Annotated in this window: 15 protein-coding genes; 8 read left to right on the forward strand and 7 right to left on the reverse strand. The window is 44.0% G+C overall.

All coding sequences use genetic code 11. The features are described from left to right. The first annotated feature begins 68 nt into the window (after positions 1-68). Genes petP through chlG form a run of 3 tightly spaced genes read left to right on the forward strand, consistent with a single transcriptional unit; the run spans position 69 to position 2,387 of the window. Positions 69-263: a cytochrome b6f subunit PetP gene (gene petP, locus F6K63_RS37975; RefSeq protein WP_044494701.1), complete on the forward strand. Its 195-nt coding sequence runs from the start codon at positions 69-71 to the stop codon at positions 261-263. Positions 264-305: 42 nt separating this feature from the next. Further along, positions 306-1,406, forward strand: a complete 1,101-nt coding sequence (locus tag F6K63_RS24335; protein WP_008188081.1) for a Get3/ArsA fold putative tail anchor-mediating ATPase NosAFP — start codon at positions 306-308, stop codon at positions 1,404-1,406. Positions 1,407-1,415: 9 nt separating this feature from the next. Then, positions 1,416-2,387 (forward strand): chlorophyll synthase ChlG, encoded by a 972-nt coding sequence (gene chlG, locus F6K63_RS24340; protein ID WP_287251638.1) that lies wholly within the window; start codon positions 1,416-1,418, stop codon positions 2,385-2,387. A gap of 283 nt (positions 2,388-2,670) precedes the next feature. Here chlG and F6K63_RS24345 read toward each other — a convergent pair whose 3' ends face one another. The 3 genes from F6K63_RS24345 to F6K63_RS24355 form a co-directional block, all read right to left on the reverse strand. Next, entirely contained in the window at positions 2,671-3,564 is an 894-nt protein-coding gene (locus F6K63_RS24345; RefSeq protein ID WP_287295671.1) for an SPFH domain-containing protein, read from the reverse strand. Positions 3,565-3,666: 102 nt separating this feature from the next. Further along, positions 3,667-4,848, reverse strand: a complete 1,182-nt coding sequence (gene hpsP, locus F6K63_RS24350) for a hormogonium polysaccharide biosynthesis glycosyltransferase HpsP (protein WP_287313315.1) — start codon at positions 4,846-4,848, stop codon at positions 3,667-3,669. 603 nt (positions 4,849-5,451) lie between these two features. Next, positions 5,452-7,635 carry a DEAD/DEAH box helicase gene (locus F6K63_RS24355; protein WP_287313316.1) on the reverse strand — a complete coding sequence of 728 codons (2,184 nt, stop codon included), beginning with the start codon at positions 7,633-7,635 and terminating at the stop codon, positions 5,452-5,454. A 499-nt stretch (positions 7,636-8,134) separates the two neighbouring features. On the opposite strand from F6K63_RS24355, the gene F6K63_RS24360 reads away from it, so the two are divergent. From F6K63_RS24360 to F6K63_RS24370, 3 genes are all read left to right on the forward strand, one after another. Next, positions 8,135-8,677, forward strand: coding sequence for a cysteine hydrolase family protein (locus F6K63_RS24360; protein WP_502708349.1), 543 nt, complete (start codon positions 8,135-8,137; stop codon positions 8,675-8,677). A 296-nt stretch (positions 8,678-8,973) separates the two neighbouring features. Continuing rightward, a complete protein-coding gene (locus F6K63_RS24365) occupies positions 8,974-9,258 on the forward strand; it encodes a hypothetical protein (protein ID WP_008188090.1) in 285 nt (94 codons plus the stop codon). Positions 9,259-9,333: 75 nt separating this feature from the next. Then, positions 9,334-9,525 (forward strand): hypothetical protein, encoded by a 192-nt coding sequence (locus tag F6K63_RS24370; protein ID WP_165691859.1) that lies wholly within the window; start codon positions 9,334-9,336, stop codon positions 9,523-9,525. Here F6K63_RS24370 and F6K63_RS24375 read toward each other — a convergent pair. Both F6K63_RS24375 and F6K63_RS24380 read right to left on the reverse strand, forming a co-directional pair. Continuing rightward, on the reverse strand, positions 9,482-11,260 hold the full coding sequence (locus tag F6K63_RS24375) for a vWA domain-containing protein (RefSeq protein WP_287313317.1): 1,779 nt from the start codon (positions 11,258-11,260) through the stop codon (positions 9,482-9,484). The two genes, F6K63_RS24370 and F6K63_RS24375, sit on opposite strands and share 44 nt — an antisense overlap. A gap of 32 nt (positions 11,261-11,292) precedes the next feature. After that, on the reverse strand, positions 11,293-11,472 hold the full coding sequence (locus F6K63_RS24380) for a hypothetical protein (RefSeq protein WP_154659911.1): 180 nt from the start codon (positions 11,470-11,472) through the stop codon (positions 11,293-11,295). A 787-nt stretch (positions 11,473-12,259) separates the two neighbouring features. On the opposite strand from F6K63_RS24380, the gene F6K63_RS24385 reads away from it, so the two are divergent. Further along, positions 12,260-13,204, forward strand: coding sequence for a DMT family transporter (locus F6K63_RS24385; RefSeq protein WP_287313318.1), 945 nt, complete (start codon positions 12,260-12,262; stop codon positions 13,202-13,204). A 138-nt stretch (positions 13,205-13,342) separates the two neighbouring features. On the opposite strand, the gene F6K63_RS24390 is transcribed toward F6K63_RS24385, so the two are convergent. Further along, positions 13,343-15,523 (reverse strand): serine/threonine-protein kinase, encoded by a 2,181-nt coding sequence (locus F6K63_RS24390; protein WP_287313319.1) that lies wholly within the window; start codon positions 15,521-15,523, stop codon positions 13,343-13,345. 562 nt (positions 15,524-16,085) lie between these two features. On the opposite strand from F6K63_RS24390, the gene F6K63_RS24395 reads away from it, so the two are divergent. Beyond that, on the forward strand, positions 16,086-16,385 hold the full coding sequence (locus F6K63_RS24395) for a helix-turn-helix domain-containing protein (RefSeq protein ID WP_287313320.1): 300 nt from the start codon (positions 16,086-16,088) through the stop codon (positions 16,383-16,385). Positions 16,386-16,471: 86 nt separating this feature from the next. Here F6K63_RS24395 and F6K63_RS24400 read toward each other — a convergent pair whose 3' ends face one another. Continuing rightward, positions 16,472-18,706, reverse strand: a complete 2,235-nt coding sequence (locus F6K63_RS24400; protein WP_287313321.1) for an NACHT domain-containing protein — start codon at positions 18,704-18,706, stop codon at positions 16,472-16,474. Positions 18,707-18,727: the final 21 nt, after the last annotated feature.

The raw sequence follows: 18,727 nt of genomic DNA on the forward strand, positions 1-18,727 counted from the left end.
TTTTCCCTGATGCGATCGCGACACATTCCGGTAAACTGAGGGGTGGTTTATCGTATGATCTAGTAGCAATGAAAATCGGGCAAAAAGTAAAAGTGTTTCGTCTAAGAGACCGGGTAGGCAACGACATCGCAAATAAACTGGGAAAAGTAGGCACGATCACAGATTATAAAATGACCGATGGCAGTGGAGTTGGCGCAACGGTGAAATTTGAGGACAACTCCTCTACCTGGTTCTTTGAGGATGAATTGAAAGTCGTAGACTAGATTTTAGTAACCGCGATCGCACCGAGGCAAAAGACTTGCACTATGGCACGGATTCTAACATTTCTGGGTAAAGGCGGCACAGGTCGCACTACTGTGGCAATTGCTGCCGCTAAGCAGCTGTCGAGCCTCGGTCAACGAGTGCTACTGGTAGGACAAGACCCAAGTCCTAGCTTTGGACTGCTACTGGGGCTATCCCCAACGTCTGACCCGGTGGAAATAAGTCCTAACCTCCGGGTAGTACAGCTAATGACTACAGTACTACTGGAACGCAGCTGGGAAGATGTTAAAAAGCTAGAGGAGCAATATTTGCGATCGCCTACCCTAAAAAATGTCTATGGTCAAGAACTGGGCATCTTACCGGGGATGGATCATGCTTTAGCCCTCAACGCCCTTCGGGAGTACTACCAAAGCGGTCAGTATGACGCGATCATCTACGATGGCACCTGCTCTCAAGCTACCCTGAGAATGTTGGGAATGCCAGAAATTATCAGTTGGTATAGTCGTAGATTTCGCCAAGTCATGGCAGATTCTGACCTGGGCAAAGCCCTTTCCCCCTTTATCCAACCAGTCACTAGCGCCATCCTAAATGTGTCATGGACGAGTGACGACTTGGCTGGTGAATCAAGTAATAAGGCCAACAATATGTTGGAGGATGGAAAAAATGCGATCGCAAATCCCAATCGGGTCGCATCCTATCTGGTCACTACCGATGACCCCCTAGCCATGGCCACAGCCAAGTATCTGTGGGGTAGTGCCCAACAAGTGGGTGTTACTGTCGGTGGTGTGCTGGTCAACCAAACCCCGGTAACCCCAGCAATAGAATCGGAATTTGCCCCTCTAGTCGTTAATGCTCTTCCCACTTCCCCACCAGGGGAAGATTGGCAATCCCTGATCGATGCCCTGCCAGATTTTAAACAGGCATCCCAGGCACCCAGACCCATGACTATCGACATTCCTGGTCGCAACGTTCGTTTATTCTTACCAGGTTTTAACAAAAAGCAGGTGAAACTGACCCAATACGGTCCAGAAGTCACCGTTGAAGCCGGGGATCAACGGCATAATATCCTGCTTCCCCCACAACTTAGTGGTCAATCCGTGAAAGGGGCTAAGTTTCAAGATGGCTATTTGATAATTTCATTCTAGGTAGTAGCTATGGCTGAAGAAAATCTAACTGAACAAAGTGCCAAAACCCGTCAGCTACTGGGTATGAAAGGCGCAGCTCCTGGTGAAAGCAACCTATGGAAGATTCGCCTGCAGTTGATGAAGCCAATTACCTGGATACCCCTGATGTGGGGGGTAGTGTGTGGTGCTGCTTCCTCCGGTGGCTACAGTTGGACACTCGAAGACCTTCTGATGGCCGCCGCCTGTATGTTGCTTTCTGGTCCGTTGATGGCAGGGTATACCCAAACCTTGAATGATTTCTATGACCGCGAAATCGACGCCATTAATGAACCATACCGTCCTATCCCATCGGGAGCCATCTCTATCCCCCAGGTGATCACCCAGATTGTGGTGCTACTCCTAGCAGGTATCGCTCTTAGCTACGGACTCGATGTTTGGGCTGGTCATGAATTTCCCACACTCACCTGTCTTACCCTAGGTGGTGCCTTTCTAGCCTATATCTATTCTGCCCCACCCCTGAAACTGAAAAAAAATGGTTGGCTGGGAAACTATGCTCTCGGTGCCAGCTATATCGCCCTTCCCTGGTGGGCAGGTCATGGCTTATTTGGTCATCTTAACCTGACTATTATGATTCTGACCCTGTTCTACTCCCTGGCAGGGTTAGGTATTGCAGTAGTTAATGATTTCAAGAGTGTGGAAGGCGATCGCGAATTGGGCTTAAAATCCCTACCGGTCATGTTTGGTGTTACCACAGCAGCTTGGATTTGTGTGGTGATGATTGATCTATTTCAAGCAGGGATTGCTGGTTATTTAATCAGCATTCATCAGAACCTCTACGCTGCTATCCTGATCCTATTAATCATCCCCCAAATCACCTTCCAGGATATGTACTTTCTCCGTGACCCCCTGAAAAATGATGTCAAATACCAGGCTAGTGCGCAACCGTTTTTGGTACTAGGGATGCTAGTTGCTGGTTTGGCTTTGGGTCATAGTGCTATTTAAAATAGAGAACAGGGAATAGGGAACAGGGAATAGGGAATAGGGAATAGGGAATAGGGCAAAAATCCTGTGTACCTCAGGTGTGACCCGTGGCGAATTTAATTCGCCAAGGTCAAGCTCACCTAATAGCTATGAGAAACGCTATATTTTAGGTTTAAACCAGACTCAATCTGAAAGCTTACTACTTACGGTCAATTGGTCAATCCGGGTAAGAAGCAATCAAATCAAGGTTTTTTGGCAGTTCTCTACCATCAGGGCTGATAGCTGATAGCTGATCGCTGAATGCTTAGAGTTTAAGACTACCAGTATTGACCACAGGTTGTATATTTTGCTCAGCAGTCAAAACCACTAGCAAATTGTTAATCATTGCTGCTTTTGTTTCCTCGTCTAGCTGAATAATTTGGTTATCGTTCAGCCGCTTGATGGACATTTCCACCATGCTTAAGGCACCTTCGATAATTTCTTGACGAGCTGCTATAATTGCTTGTGCTTGCTGACGCCGTAGCATGACTTGGGCAATTTCTGGAGCGTAGGCTAAATAGGAAATACGACTATCAATCACCTCGACACCTGACACCTCTAAGCGAGCCTGTAATTCTTCCTTAAGAGCTGCTGCAATCTCTTCGGGGCTGCCTCTGAGTGACGCTAGGTTTTCTTGATTAGTATCGTAGGGATAACGACTGGCTAAACCACGGATAGCGGTCTCACTTTGGATGGCCACAAAATCTACATAGGAATTTACGTCAAAGGTGGCTTTGGCTGAGTCTACAACTCGCCAGACAACTACCGCAGCAATCTCAATGGGGTTGCCTTTCGCGTCATTTACCTTCAGCTTATCACTATTGAAATTACGCACTCGTAGAGAAACCAATTGCTTGGAGGCAAAAGGGTTAACCCACCAAAAACCAGAGGTACGGACACTGCCAACGTAGTTACCTAAAAACACTAGCACTCGGGCTTGGTTAGGCTGCACAGTCAGAAAGCCTTTTACGGCAACCAAGGCTACAATCACTAGACCAATACCAAATAAGTTGTTGGTATAGATCAATAAGTCGTTGATATTGGAAAACCCGACTAGACCTTTACCTAACCACACACCAAAACTAGCGATCGCAATAATCCCTACCAGAGCAGCAAAACCATTAACTTTAAAGGTAGGAATTTCCTGAATACGTTCCATTTTCATGTATTATTCGTCTATTGCTCTGTGTTGTTTGATCTAATTGGCTGATAGGTCTATTTTGCTTGGTTTATCGGGGGTTTGACAGTACCCTTGCGGGTACTAATCACTAATTTGACGGTAAACCTGAATCATTTGTTGTGCGATCGCATTCCAACTATAGTGCTTTAAAGCATACTCCTGAGCCTTGACTCCCCGCAGTTGGCATTCCTCTTTATTTTGAAGGGCTTCCCGTAACTGTCTAGTCAAAGCCTGAACCTCACAAGCACTTACCCATCCTGCTTCAGCATCTTTGACGTTTTCCCAAATATGGACCTGGTCAGAAATTACCACTGCTGTGCCAGCCACCATCGCTTCCGCTACCGCAATCCCAAAGTTTTCGTAGTAAGATGGCAGGACAAATACATCCGCATCCTTTAACAATGCTGCTTTCAAATCACCAGTCACGAAACCAGTAATGGTAGTATTTGATGATAGAGTTGAAGCCTTTATCTGGTCTATGATACTATTTTCATAACTTGGGTCTTGAGGATTAGTTCCCGCCAAGACAAAGTGAAACTGCAATCCCTCGTTTAATAGCGTCTCTAGAGCTGGGATAAGTAAATCCAATCCCTTCTTCGGGTCAATACGAGACATAAACAACACTAAGGGCTGGTCATGGGGAATCTTCAATTCAGTACGTGCTTGAGCTAGTTGTTGCTGGAGTTGTTGCTGGATTGGCGGCGTTACTCCTAAGGGAATCACGATATCAGGGGATGCTGTGCCAAAACGTTCCGAAATCTTAGCTTCCTGTTGACTCGTAAAGTGTATACCAGCTGCTCCAGCTAAATTCGGTTTCTCCCACAGTGCGGCATAGATGCGCTTTAGCTGTTGTTTCTTCCGCAAATCCGCTGGGTCAAGGGTACCTAAGGGACGCAATAGGTAGGGTAATCCCTGTTTTCGGGCGATGGTAGCCGCTGCTGTACTGACTGGGGAAAACAAGGCATGGATATGGGCAAGGTCAAATTCTGAGGCGTGTTGCCATAGCCAGCGTAATAAGCCCAGGGAAAATTTATAGCGGCGAAAGGGAGAGCAACGGAAGTATCTGATCTGATAACCATCCTGTTCTACTGGTTGATCCAGGGGTACATCCAAAGGGGGTTGACCAGCATCCCCATTAGAGTTAGTAGTTAGTACTGTAATTGCTACCCCTTGAGATGCCAGAGCCTGAGATAGTCCCTTTACCATTTGACTCGGACCACCATATACCAGGGAAATCGACGGGACGATTTGTAAAATTCGCATGGGAGATTTATTGATACCAAGTTGCGTCAAAGATAGCACTATTCCTAATCAACCTTAGGAGCAATCACGACCTTACGCCATAATTGAGCAACATGGGCGATTACTCAGGGTGCATCTCAATGCATGCAAAAACACTCTTCGGCAATAGAATGCTCATATTATTTTATGACAATTACCCTTAATAAAAATCTCCACCATCTCCCTATCTCCCTATCTCCCCACACTTCCTTTAGTTATAAATTTACAACAAAAAGATTCACCCGATTAATCCCGTTATTGCACCAATTCATAATACTCTTCCATCTGTGCTAAAGCTGCTTTTGCTTCTTGGGGAAATTTATCAAATTTGGCAGTCTTTTTGAACATAACATGTTCAAATCGGGGAGGATTCCTGTAAGCATTCAGCCGTCAGCTGTCAGCTATCATGCTTATTTTATTCAAAAGCACCATTAGTAGCGTACGCTATGGGCAGAAACTGTTCGGTGTAGCGTGGCCACAAGCCTTTAGCACCTCAAGTAGCGCTAATCGCTGTTCGCTGATACGCGACACGCTGATAGCTTACGGATTCCTGTTCCCTATTCCGAAGTTAAACAGTTGTGACGGTTAACCTTCTTCAAGGTCACCAATATCCCGCTTCAGAGGTCGCTTGTAGGTAAAGGTGAAGGTATCGCCACTCTCAATGACCTGGTGCATTTCGCTATACATGGGATAGTCACCCACTCCACTGACACTTGCCCAGCCCCGCGCCCGAGTTAATGCCACAAATAGCTGGTTACGCAGACTGACATCACTCTCGTTTCTGGCAACATTATCAACACCGACCACATAAACCATATCCGCTTCATTACCCTTAGCACGGGGCACACGAGATATAGTTACCCCACCATCTTTCCAGAAGCGATCGCGATCAACGTGGGGCCATTGAGGCTTGAGTTCATTCAACTCTAATGCTGTGGGAATATAAATATCAATGTCTTGCTCCATCAACACAACAGCGACATGATTTTCTAATTCAATTGCTTCGGAACTAGAGCCTAAAACTAGCACTAAGATTTCTTTACTGGCTTTAAGGTCATCATCAACCAGATTATGCATAATTTTATCTGCCAAAGCACTCATTTCTTCCTGACGAGAGCCATAGGTTTCAAAGTCTAATACTGGTGCGCTCCACAATTCAGGAACTGGATTGGGGGAGTTTTCTTTTGGACGATGGATGGTGATTTGTTGACCGGGAATAAAGTTACCTTTGACTTCATAACCAATTTTTTCCCAATCTTCCTTTCTGGTAATTCCAGTTAGCATTCCCTCAGGACGTAGCAACCCCATTCCGAGCCCATGAGCAGCGGTGAGAATTGAGCCAGGAGTGCGGTAGCAGCGCCGCATAACTTCAGATTTTTTAATACCACCGGGGTATTGTGGTCCTTGTGACAAAAGTCGGCTGAGATTTTCACCAAACAGTTCTTTTGTGGTAGGAATTTTTAAGGTGTCTAGGCTTTGAGCTTCGTCATAAGCCCAGATTAAGCGCCGTTGTTCTGGCTGTTCTGGGTCAACGGGTCGTAAGGCTTGATAAGCTAGCCAATAAATGGCTTGTTTGCCCTGGTATTTTAAGTCATCTTCAGTAACTAAGTCTTGTCCTTCATCAATTAAAATGGCATCAAAGCAGGGTTCAATGTTGATTTCTTCCGATAGCCGTTTACAAAGTTCTGCCAAACCCCGATTGGGCTGCCTTTCCCGAGTATCCCCAGCGGATTTGGGTCTAGCGCCATTTAACTGGCAAATCCTGCTGTACAAACCAGGCTGATCCTTAGCACCCCAAGCATGAAGTACTCGCAGTTTGTGGTTAGTCTTGTGGTCATACTGGATATCACCATTGCTGAAACGACGCAGCCATCGATCCACTAACCCAATCATCAAGTCGTAGAGAGTGCGACTAAAAAACACTAACCCAATCGTCCAGTCTGGATGCTTCAAGTGCATATGAGCGGCTTTTTGGCATAGCAGTACTGTTTTTCCTGACCCCGCAATTCCCCGCAGCCGCTGAAACCCAGGAGGGATTTCTTTTCCAATGTGTTCCTGCTGCCAATCTAATTCGTAGAGTTGTTGGGTGTAAGCAGCTATTACACTAGCGCGAGTTTTGCCTTCGGTAGAGACTAGGGTACGCGGAGGTTTACGGAAAATTGGTGCTCCGCTGATCACGGCTAAAAGTAACTTCCACTGCTGATCATCTATGTCTTCTCCTGGTATCACTGATTCAGTTTCTTGAATACACTCTAGGAAGCCAACTTTACCGAGTTGGTCCTGGAAGATAATCGGAGGACAGTCTGGGAGTTGGTCAAAACCGTGGTGTTGCCATTGTTCTTGAGTAATTAAAGGAAGAGCAATCATCGCCCTACCGGTAACTTTGCGCCAAAGGGCTGGTTCGCGATCGCAAAAGGCGAGTATTGCTTTTAACTGATGTTCTGCTTGTTGGTAGGGATTTGGGTCAGCGCTGTAAGGGTTTTGGAGTTGCCACTGATCATCATCAATAGTAATAATTTCATCAATAGTGACAGATTGGATTTTAATTACTACTAGACCAAGGTCTTGATCAGTAATAAAAATATCAGGCTCCTTAGAGATTTCCCCTACTTTAGAAAAAATAGGATAGCGCCAGTAACCAATACAATTGCGTTCTGAAAATGCACTGCGAGTGGCATCCCACACTCTTTGTTTTCCTGTTTCTTCACTTTCTGTGATCGGTTCAGTGGTAATAAATTTGCGACCCTGATCTGTATCGATAACCGACATTTGGGATAATTTCCTATGGTAATATTTACATCGGTTTTAAGGTGAGGTACTTTCGTTCTGGGTTTTAGGGAGCAAGGAGCAGGGAGCAGGGAGCAGGGAGAAAATCTTGTGTACCTCATTAATATGGAAAAACCTAGATTAAATCCGTATTGCTATAGCGCGTTACCATCTCCCCACACCTGCCATACTTCCCACACTTCCGTAGCTCCCTAAACACCAAGAATAAAGTACTTCACCTAATTGAGAACTGCTATACGGCTTTATACAGTCCTAACCGTAGAGTTCCCAAATGGTCAGCTATGGAATACAGGGTGCAGAGAATTCCAATGAAACGAAAAATTAAGGGTTTAGCCAATCATACAGGATAATAAAAATTTCCAGATAAAAAATAATTTATAAATTCTGTTCTAGGGTTGTATTACTTCGTGCTATGCTACTACCGGCGGAATGTGGGTTATAATGTAAAAGGGTTAAGTAAAAACAGGGGCCCAGAACAACAATAAAGACAGCACTGATACTAGTAGATATTCAGAATGACTACTTTCCTGGTGGTTCTATGGAACTAGTGGGGATGAATTTAGCTAGTCAAAATTCTCAACATTTATTAGAGCATTTTCGGTCAAACAAGTTGCCAACTTTTCACATACAGCACTTTTTTGAAGCTGATTCTAATGAACCCTTCTTTATCCGAGGTACTGAAGGAGTTGAAATCCATGAGATTGTTAAACCCCTTCCTGGTGAAACTGTAATCCCGAAAAATTATCCTAATAGCTTTCGGGAAACTACTTTGCTGGATCAACTCAAAGAAGCTGAGATTGAACAGTTAGTTATTTGCGGTGCCATGAGTCACATGTGTATTGATGCTACCACTCGCGCTGCTGCTGATTTGGGTTTTAAGTGTAAGGTAGTTCATGATGCCTGTGCTACTAGAGATCTGGTTTTTGGCAATCAGACTATTATCGCTCAAGACGTACATGGGGCATTTATGCATGCTTTGGGTGTTGCTTATGCTGATGTGATTAGCTTATCGGATTTTTCGTAGGGATTGAACTGAGATAACAACCAGTGCGATTCGTTATTCAAGACTGATAAGAGGTTGTCTGAGAAGTCTCATTTGCTACATCCAAGCCCCCTAAATCCCCCAATTTTGGGGGACTTCTACCAGCAAATTGATTCTTGTTCCCCCCAGAATTGGGGGGCTAGGGGGGCAAAATTCAGTATCAAAAAACTTTTCAGATATCCTCTAACAAGAAGATCAATTGTTTAATCACAAAACATCTTCTTGTTATCAAGCCCAATTACTTAACAAATTAAATCTTATCATTCATTGTTTGACTGATGACGTTAATCCTTAACCTGCCACCAGAATTGGAGCAATATCTCTTGCAGGAAGCCAAGCAGCAAGGGATATCCCTCGAAGCTATAACATTACAACTTTTGGCAAACTCTATTCTGGTAAGACAAAAGCAAGCTGAAGCGGTTAATCTGCTTCAGTCCTGGATTGATGATCAGGATATTGACGAACAGCAAGAAACAGGTCAGTACTTGATCGATGCATTGGATCAGGATCGACTTTCTGAGCGTCAGTTATTCCCAATTGAGATGAAGGGTGTAACTTGGTGAGGGGAGTGATAGTGTTGGATGCAGGACCGGTTGGTCTGATCACCAATCCCAAGCTGTCTGCTCAGAGTGTTGCTTGTGCTCAGGGTGGTGCGTTACGGGGCGGACTATCTCAACCCTGGCTACCGTAAAAATAAGGGCAAGTCCGCCCCTAACGCACCCTACGCACTCTCCCCAAACTCTTCCCCCGATTCCCGATTCCCGATTCCCGATTCCCGATTCCCAATTACCTATCCCCTATTTCCTCCGCACTCTCAACCAAATCAATAAACTCAGCTCGATAACCTTCTAAATCTACCCCTTCGGATTCCTTTGCTAATTGTAATGCTTGGTCAAAACTGGCTTTACCTTTGTAAGGAGAATCTCTTAAGACCATACCAAAACTGGCAACGGCAGCAGAAAACTTAAAGTTATCGGAAGCATCCTCTAGCTTTACAGCTTTATCAACCAAGGGATAGGTGAGGAGTTGAGAGGTGTTACCGTCAGGCTCTTTGTAACGTAACTTGACCTGCATTAATTCTTTGGAATTAGTGGTTGAAGCAGCATTGGATTGATATTTCAGAGGGTCAATATCTGGTAATTTGACATTAGTTTTCGCTCCCACAGGAATAATTTCATACAGTGCGGTGACAGTATGACCTGCTCCTAATTCTCCGGCATCTTTAGTATCATCATTAAAGTCTTCATCCTTCAGTCGCCGATTTTCATAACCAATCAAACGATAAGCTTGGACTTTGGCAGGATTAAACTCTACTTGAATCTTAACATCTTTGGCAATAGTGAGTAAAGTAGCTCCGATTTCGTTAACCAGGACTTTCTTCGCTTCTAACTCGTTATCAATATAAGCATAATTGCCATTACCTTTATTAGCAATCTTCTCCATCTTGGAGTCTTGTAAATTACCAGTACCAAATCCTAATACGGTCAGGAAAACTCCCTTTTTTCGCTTCTGTTCAATTAGTGTAACTAATTCGGTATCACTGGAAACTCCGACATTAAAGTCTCCGTCGGTTGCTAGAATAACTCGGTTATTTCCTGATTTAATAAAATTATCCTGGGCGAGTTTATAAGCCAGTTTAATTCCTGCTCCCCCAGCAGTAGACCCCCCGGCATTGAGATTCTCAATGGCTGTTAAGATTTTATCTTTCTCGTTGCCTGGAGTAGGGGGTAAAACCACCCCAGCAGCTCCAGCATAGACGACAATACTGACCTGGTCTTCTTCTCTTAATTCATTGACGAGCATCCGAAAGGCATCTTTGAGCAGGGGAAGCTTATTGGGAGAATTCATGGAACCGGAGACATCCAGCAAAAAGACTAGATTGCTGGGAGGCAAATCTTCAATGGCCATCTTTTCCCCCTGGATACCAATGTGAACTAATTTATGAGTGGGATTCCAAGGAGCTTGGGAAATTTCTGTGGTAATCGAGAAAGGGCGATCGCTTTCTGGTTCGGGATAGTCGTAGTTAAAGTAGTTAATTAATTCTTCGATACGGATGGCATCAGTAGGGGGGAGTTGACCGTTATTAAGGAAACGACGAAGATTGCTGTAGGAGGCGGTATCAACATCAATCGCAAAGGTAGACAGGGGATTATGCTTTACTCTCTGAAAGGCATTCTCATCAATGGGACTATAGTTTTCTCTGTTGCTGGCTTCTGGGATAGCATGCTCTGCTGTCAGTAACGGCATCCGTTTGGCCGCAGTAACTGATCTCCTAGGAACTGGTTTAGAGGCTGCATTTGGGCTACCGGAGAGTGGCATTGAGGCTCGGGGTGTCAAACCTCTGTTACGGAAATTCTGATTAACACTATCCGCCGACCTCCCGACCTGGGCTGATTCCATAAGTTCTGATTGGCGCTGTCTTTGGTCACGTTCTACGTCTTTCGCTACAGGTAGACTAGAGCTATCTTCTAATTGGGCTGATGGCTGATTGTGGCAAGCTGTTGTTAGCTGTGCCAAGATAGCGACCATTCCGGAAAGGAGGAATAGTCTGAGTAATTTGTTCATTTGATTGTCCCTCTGTATTGCTTATTCCTAAGCTAATCCACCACAGAAGGCTGTTTGTTTGTGTTGCGGTTTCTGTAACAGTTAATGGGGAGTCGGGAGTCGGGCATCGGGAGTCGGGCATCGGGAATCGGGAGTCGGGAGTCGGGAGTCGGGAGTCGGGAATAGTGATTAATCCTAAGGTGGGCAGTGCCTAGCAATGCTATGGTCAGCAAATGAATCTGGATTAGGCTCTATATTAAATGGTATTTTGCCGGGTAAACGGATCTAATTTTGTTAATTCCTATCTATAATGTTTTTACCATCAAATAAACACTATATGTATAAAATATATTGTCAATGAGCGCCATAAGGCCAGGTTTATTGAAAAGTACCCGTGGTTGATTGACAAGATGGGTTTATCCTATGATACTTTTACAGATATAGGAGTGGAAGCAAAGCTTAAGATATCTTATGCTTCCTGATCCAAAGCTACCTGTCCCCTTTCAATAAGAAAACTATGTCTTAAGCTATACTTCTCTTCCTATAAAATTAGATAAACCATGGCTACTCGCCATAGTTTATACTGATGATGTAGTTAACCCTTTTTATAGAACTTTTCTTAATTAGGAGCTACACATCATTTTTTTTCTGTTCGCTATTCCCTATTTCCTTTTGTAGGTTCCGGTGATCCGCTTTTCTGGTGATCCGCTATTTCCTGTTGCCTAAAATCCAGGATTTTCTACCTCAAATCGGTAAGCTATCAGCTATCAGCTATCAGCTATCAGCTATCAGCTAATGCGCTACGGGAGGTGCTTTTGAATAAAACAGGTCAGCATTCGAATAATCCTGAGTGATGTCACAGGGTTGAAGCCTGTGCCACAAACATTAAGCCTGTGCCACAAAGCTGTTCGCGTAGCGTGAGCTTTTAGCTCACGGCTGACGGCTGAATGCTGAATGCTTACTAAAATCGTTTAATACAACTGTTTACAACCACTATATAATCCCTAATTAAGGAAGTTGATGATTTCTACTAAACATTCTGCAGTCTGGGGATCTTCTTCCTTAGCCATTGCCATTTTTGCCCTATCGTCTTCACCAATTCTGACTCGCATAACAGAACATGATATGGGTCCTTATGGAACGATATTTAATCGGTTTTGGATTGCCAGCCTAGCGTTGGGTCTTGGCAAGGTTGTCAAACTACTTTGGGATAAGCAGAGCGGACGCTTATCTACTACTGATAACAAGGCTTATACTGTCCAGGATTTTTTCTCGTTATTTCTTGTTGCTAGCTTAGATTCAATTTGCCTAGTGACCTGGGCTTGGTCTTTGACAAAAACAAGTGTTGCTAATTCTAATCTGCTCCACAACACCACTCCTATCTTTGCAGCTGTCGGCGGATGGTTACTGTTAAGCCAATCCTTTAATCGTCGCTTCCTAATCGGCATGATACTGGCTCTAGCAGGAACGTTCTTAATTGGTTTTAACGATTTTCATATCGATCGAGATACATTGATAGGGGACAGCGTTGCATTACTATCTGCCCTTTTCTACGCGGGGACACTTTTGGTAACAGAGCATCTCCGAGTTAAATTTGACACAAGCACAATTTTACTATGGCTTTATACCTTGGGTGGCCTATTGTTGTTACCATTAACATTGCTATTTGAAGATAGACTATTTCCTGCTTCCTTTTCATCATGGTCTGCTGTTATTGGCCTAGGACTTTGTGGCTCTATAATTGGATTGGGTGCATTATTCTATAGTCTCAAACAATTTTCATCTAGCTTTGTCTCTCTCATCCTATTGCTGGAACCTATGATTGCAGCAGTCTTAGCCTGGCTAATTTTTGCGGAAAAATTGAGTTGGTTAAATGGCTTGACGTTTATAATCGTATTATCTGGGATTTATCTGGCTAAATCAGATGGGGAATTAGATAATATTGGCTCTACCGAAGCTACTTAAGATGTAATAGCAAAGGGAACAGGGAACAGGGAACAGGGAACAGGGAACAGGGAACAAACATTCTCTCAATTGATTTAGGATTGCTAAAGCTGTCAGCTTAAGTGCTACGCGCATATGCTTACGTCAACCCTACTTTAACTATTCCCGATTCCCGATTCCCGATTCCCGATTCCCGGTTCCCGATTCCCGATTCCCAATTTCCTGTTCCCTATTCTCTGCTTCCAATTCGCTATTTGCCCAATCCCGTGCTTTGATAGCGTCTCGGTAGTTTGGCTGGTAGCGCACGGCTTTATCATAAGCAGCGATCGCTTTTTTATACTCGTTGAGTTTAACTAATGCATTGCCTAGGCTATACCAGGCTTGGCTGTAGTCAGGTTTATAGTTAACTGCTTGTTGGTAAGATGCGATCGCATCCTTATAGCGTTCCAATTTATAGAAGGTATTGCCTCGACTGTACCAAGCTTGGTAAGGCTTGGATTGTAGTTTAATGGCTTTGTAGTAAGCTTCCAGGGCATCTTCATATCGCTGGACTTGATGGAGTGTCCAACCGCGACTGTACCAGGCTTGATAGGACTTAGGCTGGAGTTTAACGGCTTGCTCGAAGGACCCTAAGGCTTCTTGGTATTTCCCTAATTTATTTAAGGTATTGCCCCAGCTATACCAAGCTTGGTAGAAGTTGGGCTGGAATTGAACCGCTTGCTGATAAGACTTGGCTGCATCTTTATACTTTCGCAAATTGCTCAAGTCATTACCCCGCTGATACCAGGCTTCAGCGGAATTAGGTTTGTAGTCTAAGGCTCGGTCGTAGGATTCTACTGCTGCTTTATATCGGCGCAAATTATGTAATGCCCAGCCCCGTCGATACCAAGCTTGGTAAGAATCGGGTTGGAGTTTAAGGGCTTGGTCAAAGGATGCGATCGCATCAAAATAATTCTTGGACTTAACCTGAACATTACCAAGACTGATCCAAGCATCCAGGTCATTGGGTTGGAGTTCCAGGGCGCTATTAAACGCTTTAATTGCTCCGTCATAACGCTCCAACTGTTCCAAGGTTTTACCCCTACCCTTCCAAGCTGCACTATAATCCGGTTCAATTTGAATCGCTTGGTCGTAAGCGTTTAGAGCTTCTTCATAGTACTTTAGTGCAAACAAAGTCTTACCCTGACCTTGCCAAGCTGGAGCATATTCCCCTCGGATTTCCACAGCTCGATTATAAGCGTCCAGAGCCTTTTCATAGCGCTTCAATTCTAAAAAGGTTTCGCCCTGGTTATACCAATCCGTCGCACTAAATTCCCTGAATATATTCACCATAAAAACCGTTGCTGCAAACCCCAATCCAATCACCCCGGTGTACAGTAACACTTGGTACGGTTTTAGTCTGAATCGTCGGGGTTTAGGAAGCAGCGGTTGTATAGATGACGCAATTCCCAACATTAAAGTAGCGCCAGTTTTAGTGGTGTTAGTATTGCTGTTATTATTGCTATTTTTATTAGTAATTACAGTAGTCAGTGCTTGTAATGCTGAGGTAGCTGATTGGTAACGCTCTCGGAAATCATAGCACAGCATTTTATCTAAAGTATCGGCTAATTCAGCACTTACTGATATCTGGTTATGCCAGCTAATTTCCGCTGTATTAGGGTCAAGGGGCAATTGGTGAGGACGTAAACCCGTTAAACCAACAATCCCGATCATCCCGACAGCATAGATATCACTGCTTAATTTCGGGTAACCATTGGCTTGTTCACTCGGTCGATAGCCAGGAGTACCAATAGCAACCGTAAAGCCAGTATTGCCCCCTTCTAGGATTTGGGTACTCACTTGTTTAACCGCACCGAAGTCAATCAGTACTAATTTGCCATCTGATTTACGCCGAAGGATGTTTTGAGGATTAATATCTCGGTGAATAATACGCCGTTGATGGACAAATTCTAAAACTTCCAGGATTTCCTGCAACAGGGAAATAATCTGATCTTCATTCACCTGTTGTCCCGGTACAAGTTCCTGGCTGAGGTCTTCCCCTTCAATCAATTCTTGGACGAGATAGAATTCTTGATTTTCTTCAAAATACGCAAAAAGCTGGGGAATTTGCTCATGATTTCCCAACTGGTGTAGGATTTGGGCTTCCGTCTCAAACAGTCGCCTAGCCGTCTGCAATGTCAAGGGATCCGTGGCTACTGGCTTGAGCTGCTTAACCACACACTGATTTTCACCAGGCAAGTGTTGGTCTTCAGCTACGAAAGTCTGACCAAATCCACCTTGTCCCAGTTGACGAATAATTTTATAGCGTCCACCGATCGTTTGTCCAAGACCCAAGTTCATGCAACTTCTACTGCTCCGGGAAAACCTCACCACCTGTTAAAGGAGGTAGATCACTAGGTATAGCGCTATGCGCAAGGCAAAAGGCAAAAGGCAAAAGGCAACAGTTAACTACAAGAGCTTTTCACTTTGTACCAATGTCTTAACCTTAATGCGTACTGCTATATAGTGCTACCAATCATAGTATACAAAAGCCTTCAATAGTGATCGGAACATTATCCCTGGGAGAGGGAAGTAGTGCGTAGGGTGCGTTAGGGGCGGGCTTGCCCTGATGTTCAACCCCTAGAGCCAGTTTTGGGACAGCCGCACCGTAACGCACCACCAAGTAGAATGGGCGAATGTAGAATATTAAAATTGCCGAATCTCGTAGAGCGGAATTTTTAGCACAGGAAAATAATTAATTAAGCAATAGATCAACTATAGCAATTCTCTATGCCATCAGGTACAAATGGATCCCCCTAAATCCCCCGAGCGAGCAATCCCTCGCTCGGGTGACTTTGAGCTTAAGAAGCGTACTTCATAAATCCTAGAAACGCTATAATTACCAAAATAGGAGGAATAAAAAATGAGTGCAAAGACAATTAAGTGGGATGATATTCGCTCCCAAGTTCTGGCAAATCCAGAAGTTAAAGCCGAGTATGAAGCTTTAGAATTTGAGTTTAATATTGCTAGTCAGGTTATTGCCCTCAGAGCTGCTACTGGTCTAACTCAAAGAGAATTTGCTGAGCGCTTAGGTATGAAGCAATCTCAATTAGCAAGAATTGAATCGGGAAAACAAGTTCCCAAATTGCAAACCCTTGCCAAATTAGCAGGTAGTGCTGGTTATGCTATGGAACTTAAATTTACTCCCCTGGTTAAACCTTGATCACATTCAGTTAAGCCTGAGTACTGAAATACGATAACGGGCGATCGCTTTCCCTTACTTTATTCTCAATTCTTAATTCTTAATTCTTAATTCTCAGGCTCCATCTCGGCAAAGTGTTCCATCAACATCCGGTGAATAAAGATGTAGCCGCCTCCTACTTTTTGTAGGAAGATGCGATCAGTGGCATAGTCCAGGAAGCGGGCATAGTTCCAAGGGATGCAATTGTTGAAGTAGAGGACAAGGCGGAGGAAGAAGTGTTGGATGCTCGCCATACCACCATTTACCATGCCTCCGATCAGCCCGAATATCAGCCCTAACATTAACCCTCCCATTAACCCTTCCGTTAGCCCTTCCGTTAGCCCTGCCATCAGCCCTGCCATCAGCTCTTCCGTTGGCCCTTCCGTTCGCCCTTCCGTTAGCCCTGCCATCAGCCCTGGGATCAACCCGACCATTAGCCCGACCATCAGTAATAAAGTTATAGCATTACAAGCTGATTTCCAAATTCCTTGATTTGGATTTGTTTTTGTTTGAATTTCTGAACTTTCTAGCCCGAACATCAGCCCTCCTATCAGCCCTCCTATCAGCCCGGTCATCAGCCCTCCCATCAGCCCAAACATCAGCCCAAACATCAACAGGTTAATCAAGATTTTTTTCCAATTAAATTGAAGTATTTCAACTGTTTTGATTTCTTCCTTTGATCCTTCCTTCAGCCCTGCCACCAGCCCTAATATCAGCCCTAATATCAGCCCTGGCACCAGCCCTAATATCAGCCCTAATATCAGCCCTGACATCAGCCCAACCATCAGCCCGATCATCAGCCCGACCATCAGTCTATAAGTTTGTTTTTGCTTTCTATTTACTAACCAATATGGCTGCATGTTTTCAATTAAAAATACTGTTTGCGACTCCTCAACCATCCTCTGATCCATCCAAATTAACCAACGCTTTACTTGCGCTTTATTGTATCGTTGATTAGTCTTCCGACGCTTAAACATTTTCTCGATATATGCATCAAAAAGCTGCCTGCGCCATTCCTCCACTACCTCAGTTCTAGGCAAATCCTCAACTGCTACTCCCTGATAAGCTAGGGTCATAATATTGAGCATTAAGGGCGAATTTGCTAACTTTTTCCATTCTTTATCCTTTTCAATTAATGTCCTCAATCCCGTTAAATCAGCCCCGACAAGATTCAAGTAATCATATATTTGTGCTAAACTAAGCACTCTTAGATAAACTGCTTTCTGAAAATTGAGACGGTTAGAAAGAGCTTCATAGTCTTTAATCCGACTACACACTACCAACTCGGCACCATAATCTTTCTTGAATCGGTTCAACGCTAGGATACATTCGTCTCGATAGTCTGCCTTTACTTCATCCAAACCATCAAGTAATGGTAGTAGTTGCTGGTTCTTTACCCAAGCTTGTCTAATTTTCTTGGGAACTTGATATATAGTGTTCAGTTCCTCTACTAACCAATCGGCTATCGCCTGCCGTTTCTTTGCCCAAGAGGAGAGGTTAAAGACTACGGGAATTAGCTGATCAGTGTCTTGTTCAGCACGATCGATTAAATTCCGGGCAAGTTCCAGTAAGGTTGTAGTTTTTCCTGACCCTGGGTCTCCTAAAATTAGTAGGGTTCTTCCTGTACCAATTTGGTCAAAAACATCAATTACTTTAGTTCCTTCAGAGAGCGGTTGAGGTGAGTTTTCACCGATTTCGATAATTTCACTCCAAGGATTAGTAATGGCATCTGGTCTCTCCTCTAATCCCAATTCAATTAGTACCTGGTTATGGAGGGATTTTTCCAGAACGCCTTTAATCCAATAGTTCTTGACTTTAGCGAGTAATGCCTGACGGTTGCGGTATTCTTGGCGAGTTAAGGTTGGTGACTGATTCGGAACATAATTATAATGATTATGGATGTCACCACCAATTTGATGAGCATGGACTCTATCAGCAACAACAAATCCACCCCCCAACTTTACAGATTTTAGTGCAGCTACATCTTTTCTCTGAACTTCATTAGGTTTCCTTTGCTTGTGGCTAGAATTTAAAGTCACAAATTGCTTTGATTCATACTCGCCCTTAGATATTTGTTTATGTTCACCTAATTCATCCTTAGTTCGCTTGTTTTCTCTCCAAAAAACAAATACAATACCGACGATAAAACAGGTAGTGACTAACCAACCGGCAGGGTGGCCACCAGCGAACAAAAAGATTACTAGTAAACTAGTAAAGACTTGGGCTATTTGCCAAAACAGAGAACTCAGACCAGCTTTAGCTTCTTCGTAGAGACTCATTTCTTCGCGTTTAACTGGAGACATACTCGCTAACCTATCTATCCC

The sequence above is a fragment of the Moorena sp. SIO1G6 genome (assembly GCF_010672795.1).
GTDB classification, from domain to species: Bacteria; Cyanobacteriota; Cyanobacteriia; order Cyanobacteriales; family Coleofasciculaceae; genus Moorena; species Moorena producens.

Bases quoted from the DNA above. Each gene is read 5' to 3' on its own strand.
- hpsP (WP_287313315.1), bottom strand. From the start codon at position 4,848: ATGCGAATTTTACAAATCGTCCCGTCGATTTCCCTGGTATATGGTGGT.
- F6K63_RS24345 (WP_287295671.1), bottom strand. From the start codon at position 3,564: ATGGAACGTATTCAGGAAATTCCTACCTTTAAAGTTAATGGTTTTGCT.
- F6K63_RS24400 (WP_287313321.1), bottom strand. From the start codon at position 18,706: ATGTCTCCAGTTAAACGCGAAGAAATGAGTCTCTACGAAGAAGCTAAA.
- F6K63_RS24335 (WP_008188081.1), top strand. From the start codon at position 306: ATGGCACGGATTCTAACATTTCTGGGTAAAGGCGGCACAGGTCGCACT.
- F6K63_RS24390 (WP_287313319.1), bottom strand. From the start codon at position 15,523: ATGAACTTGGGTCTTGGACAAACGATCGGTGGACGCTATAAAATTATT.
- petP (WP_044494701.1), top strand. From the start codon at position 69: ATGAAAATCGGGCAAAAAGTAAAAGTGTTTCGTCTAAGAGACCGGGTA.
- F6K63_RS24375 (WP_287313317.1), bottom strand. From the start codon at position 11,260: ATGAACAAATTACTCAGACTATTCCTCCTTTCCGGAATGGTCGCTATC.
- F6K63_RS24385 (WP_287313318.1), top strand. From the start codon at position 12,260: ATGATTTCTACTAAACATTCTGCAGTCTGGGGATCTTCTTCCTTAGCC.
- chlG (WP_287251638.1), top strand. From the start codon at position 1,416: ATGGCTGAAGAAAATCTAACTGAACAAAGTGCCAAAACCCGTCAGCTA.
- F6K63_RS24395 (WP_287313320.1), top strand. From the start codon at position 16,086: ATGAGTGCAAAGACAATTAAGTGGGATGATATTCGCTCCCAAGTTCTG.
- F6K63_RS24355 (WP_287313316.1), bottom strand. From the start codon at position 7,635: ATGTCGGTTATCGATACAGATCAGGGTCGCAAATTTATTACCACTGAA.
- F6K63_RS24365 (WP_008188090.1), top strand. From the start codon at position 8,974: ATGACGTTAATCCTTAACCTGCCACCAGAATTGGAGCAATATCTCTTG.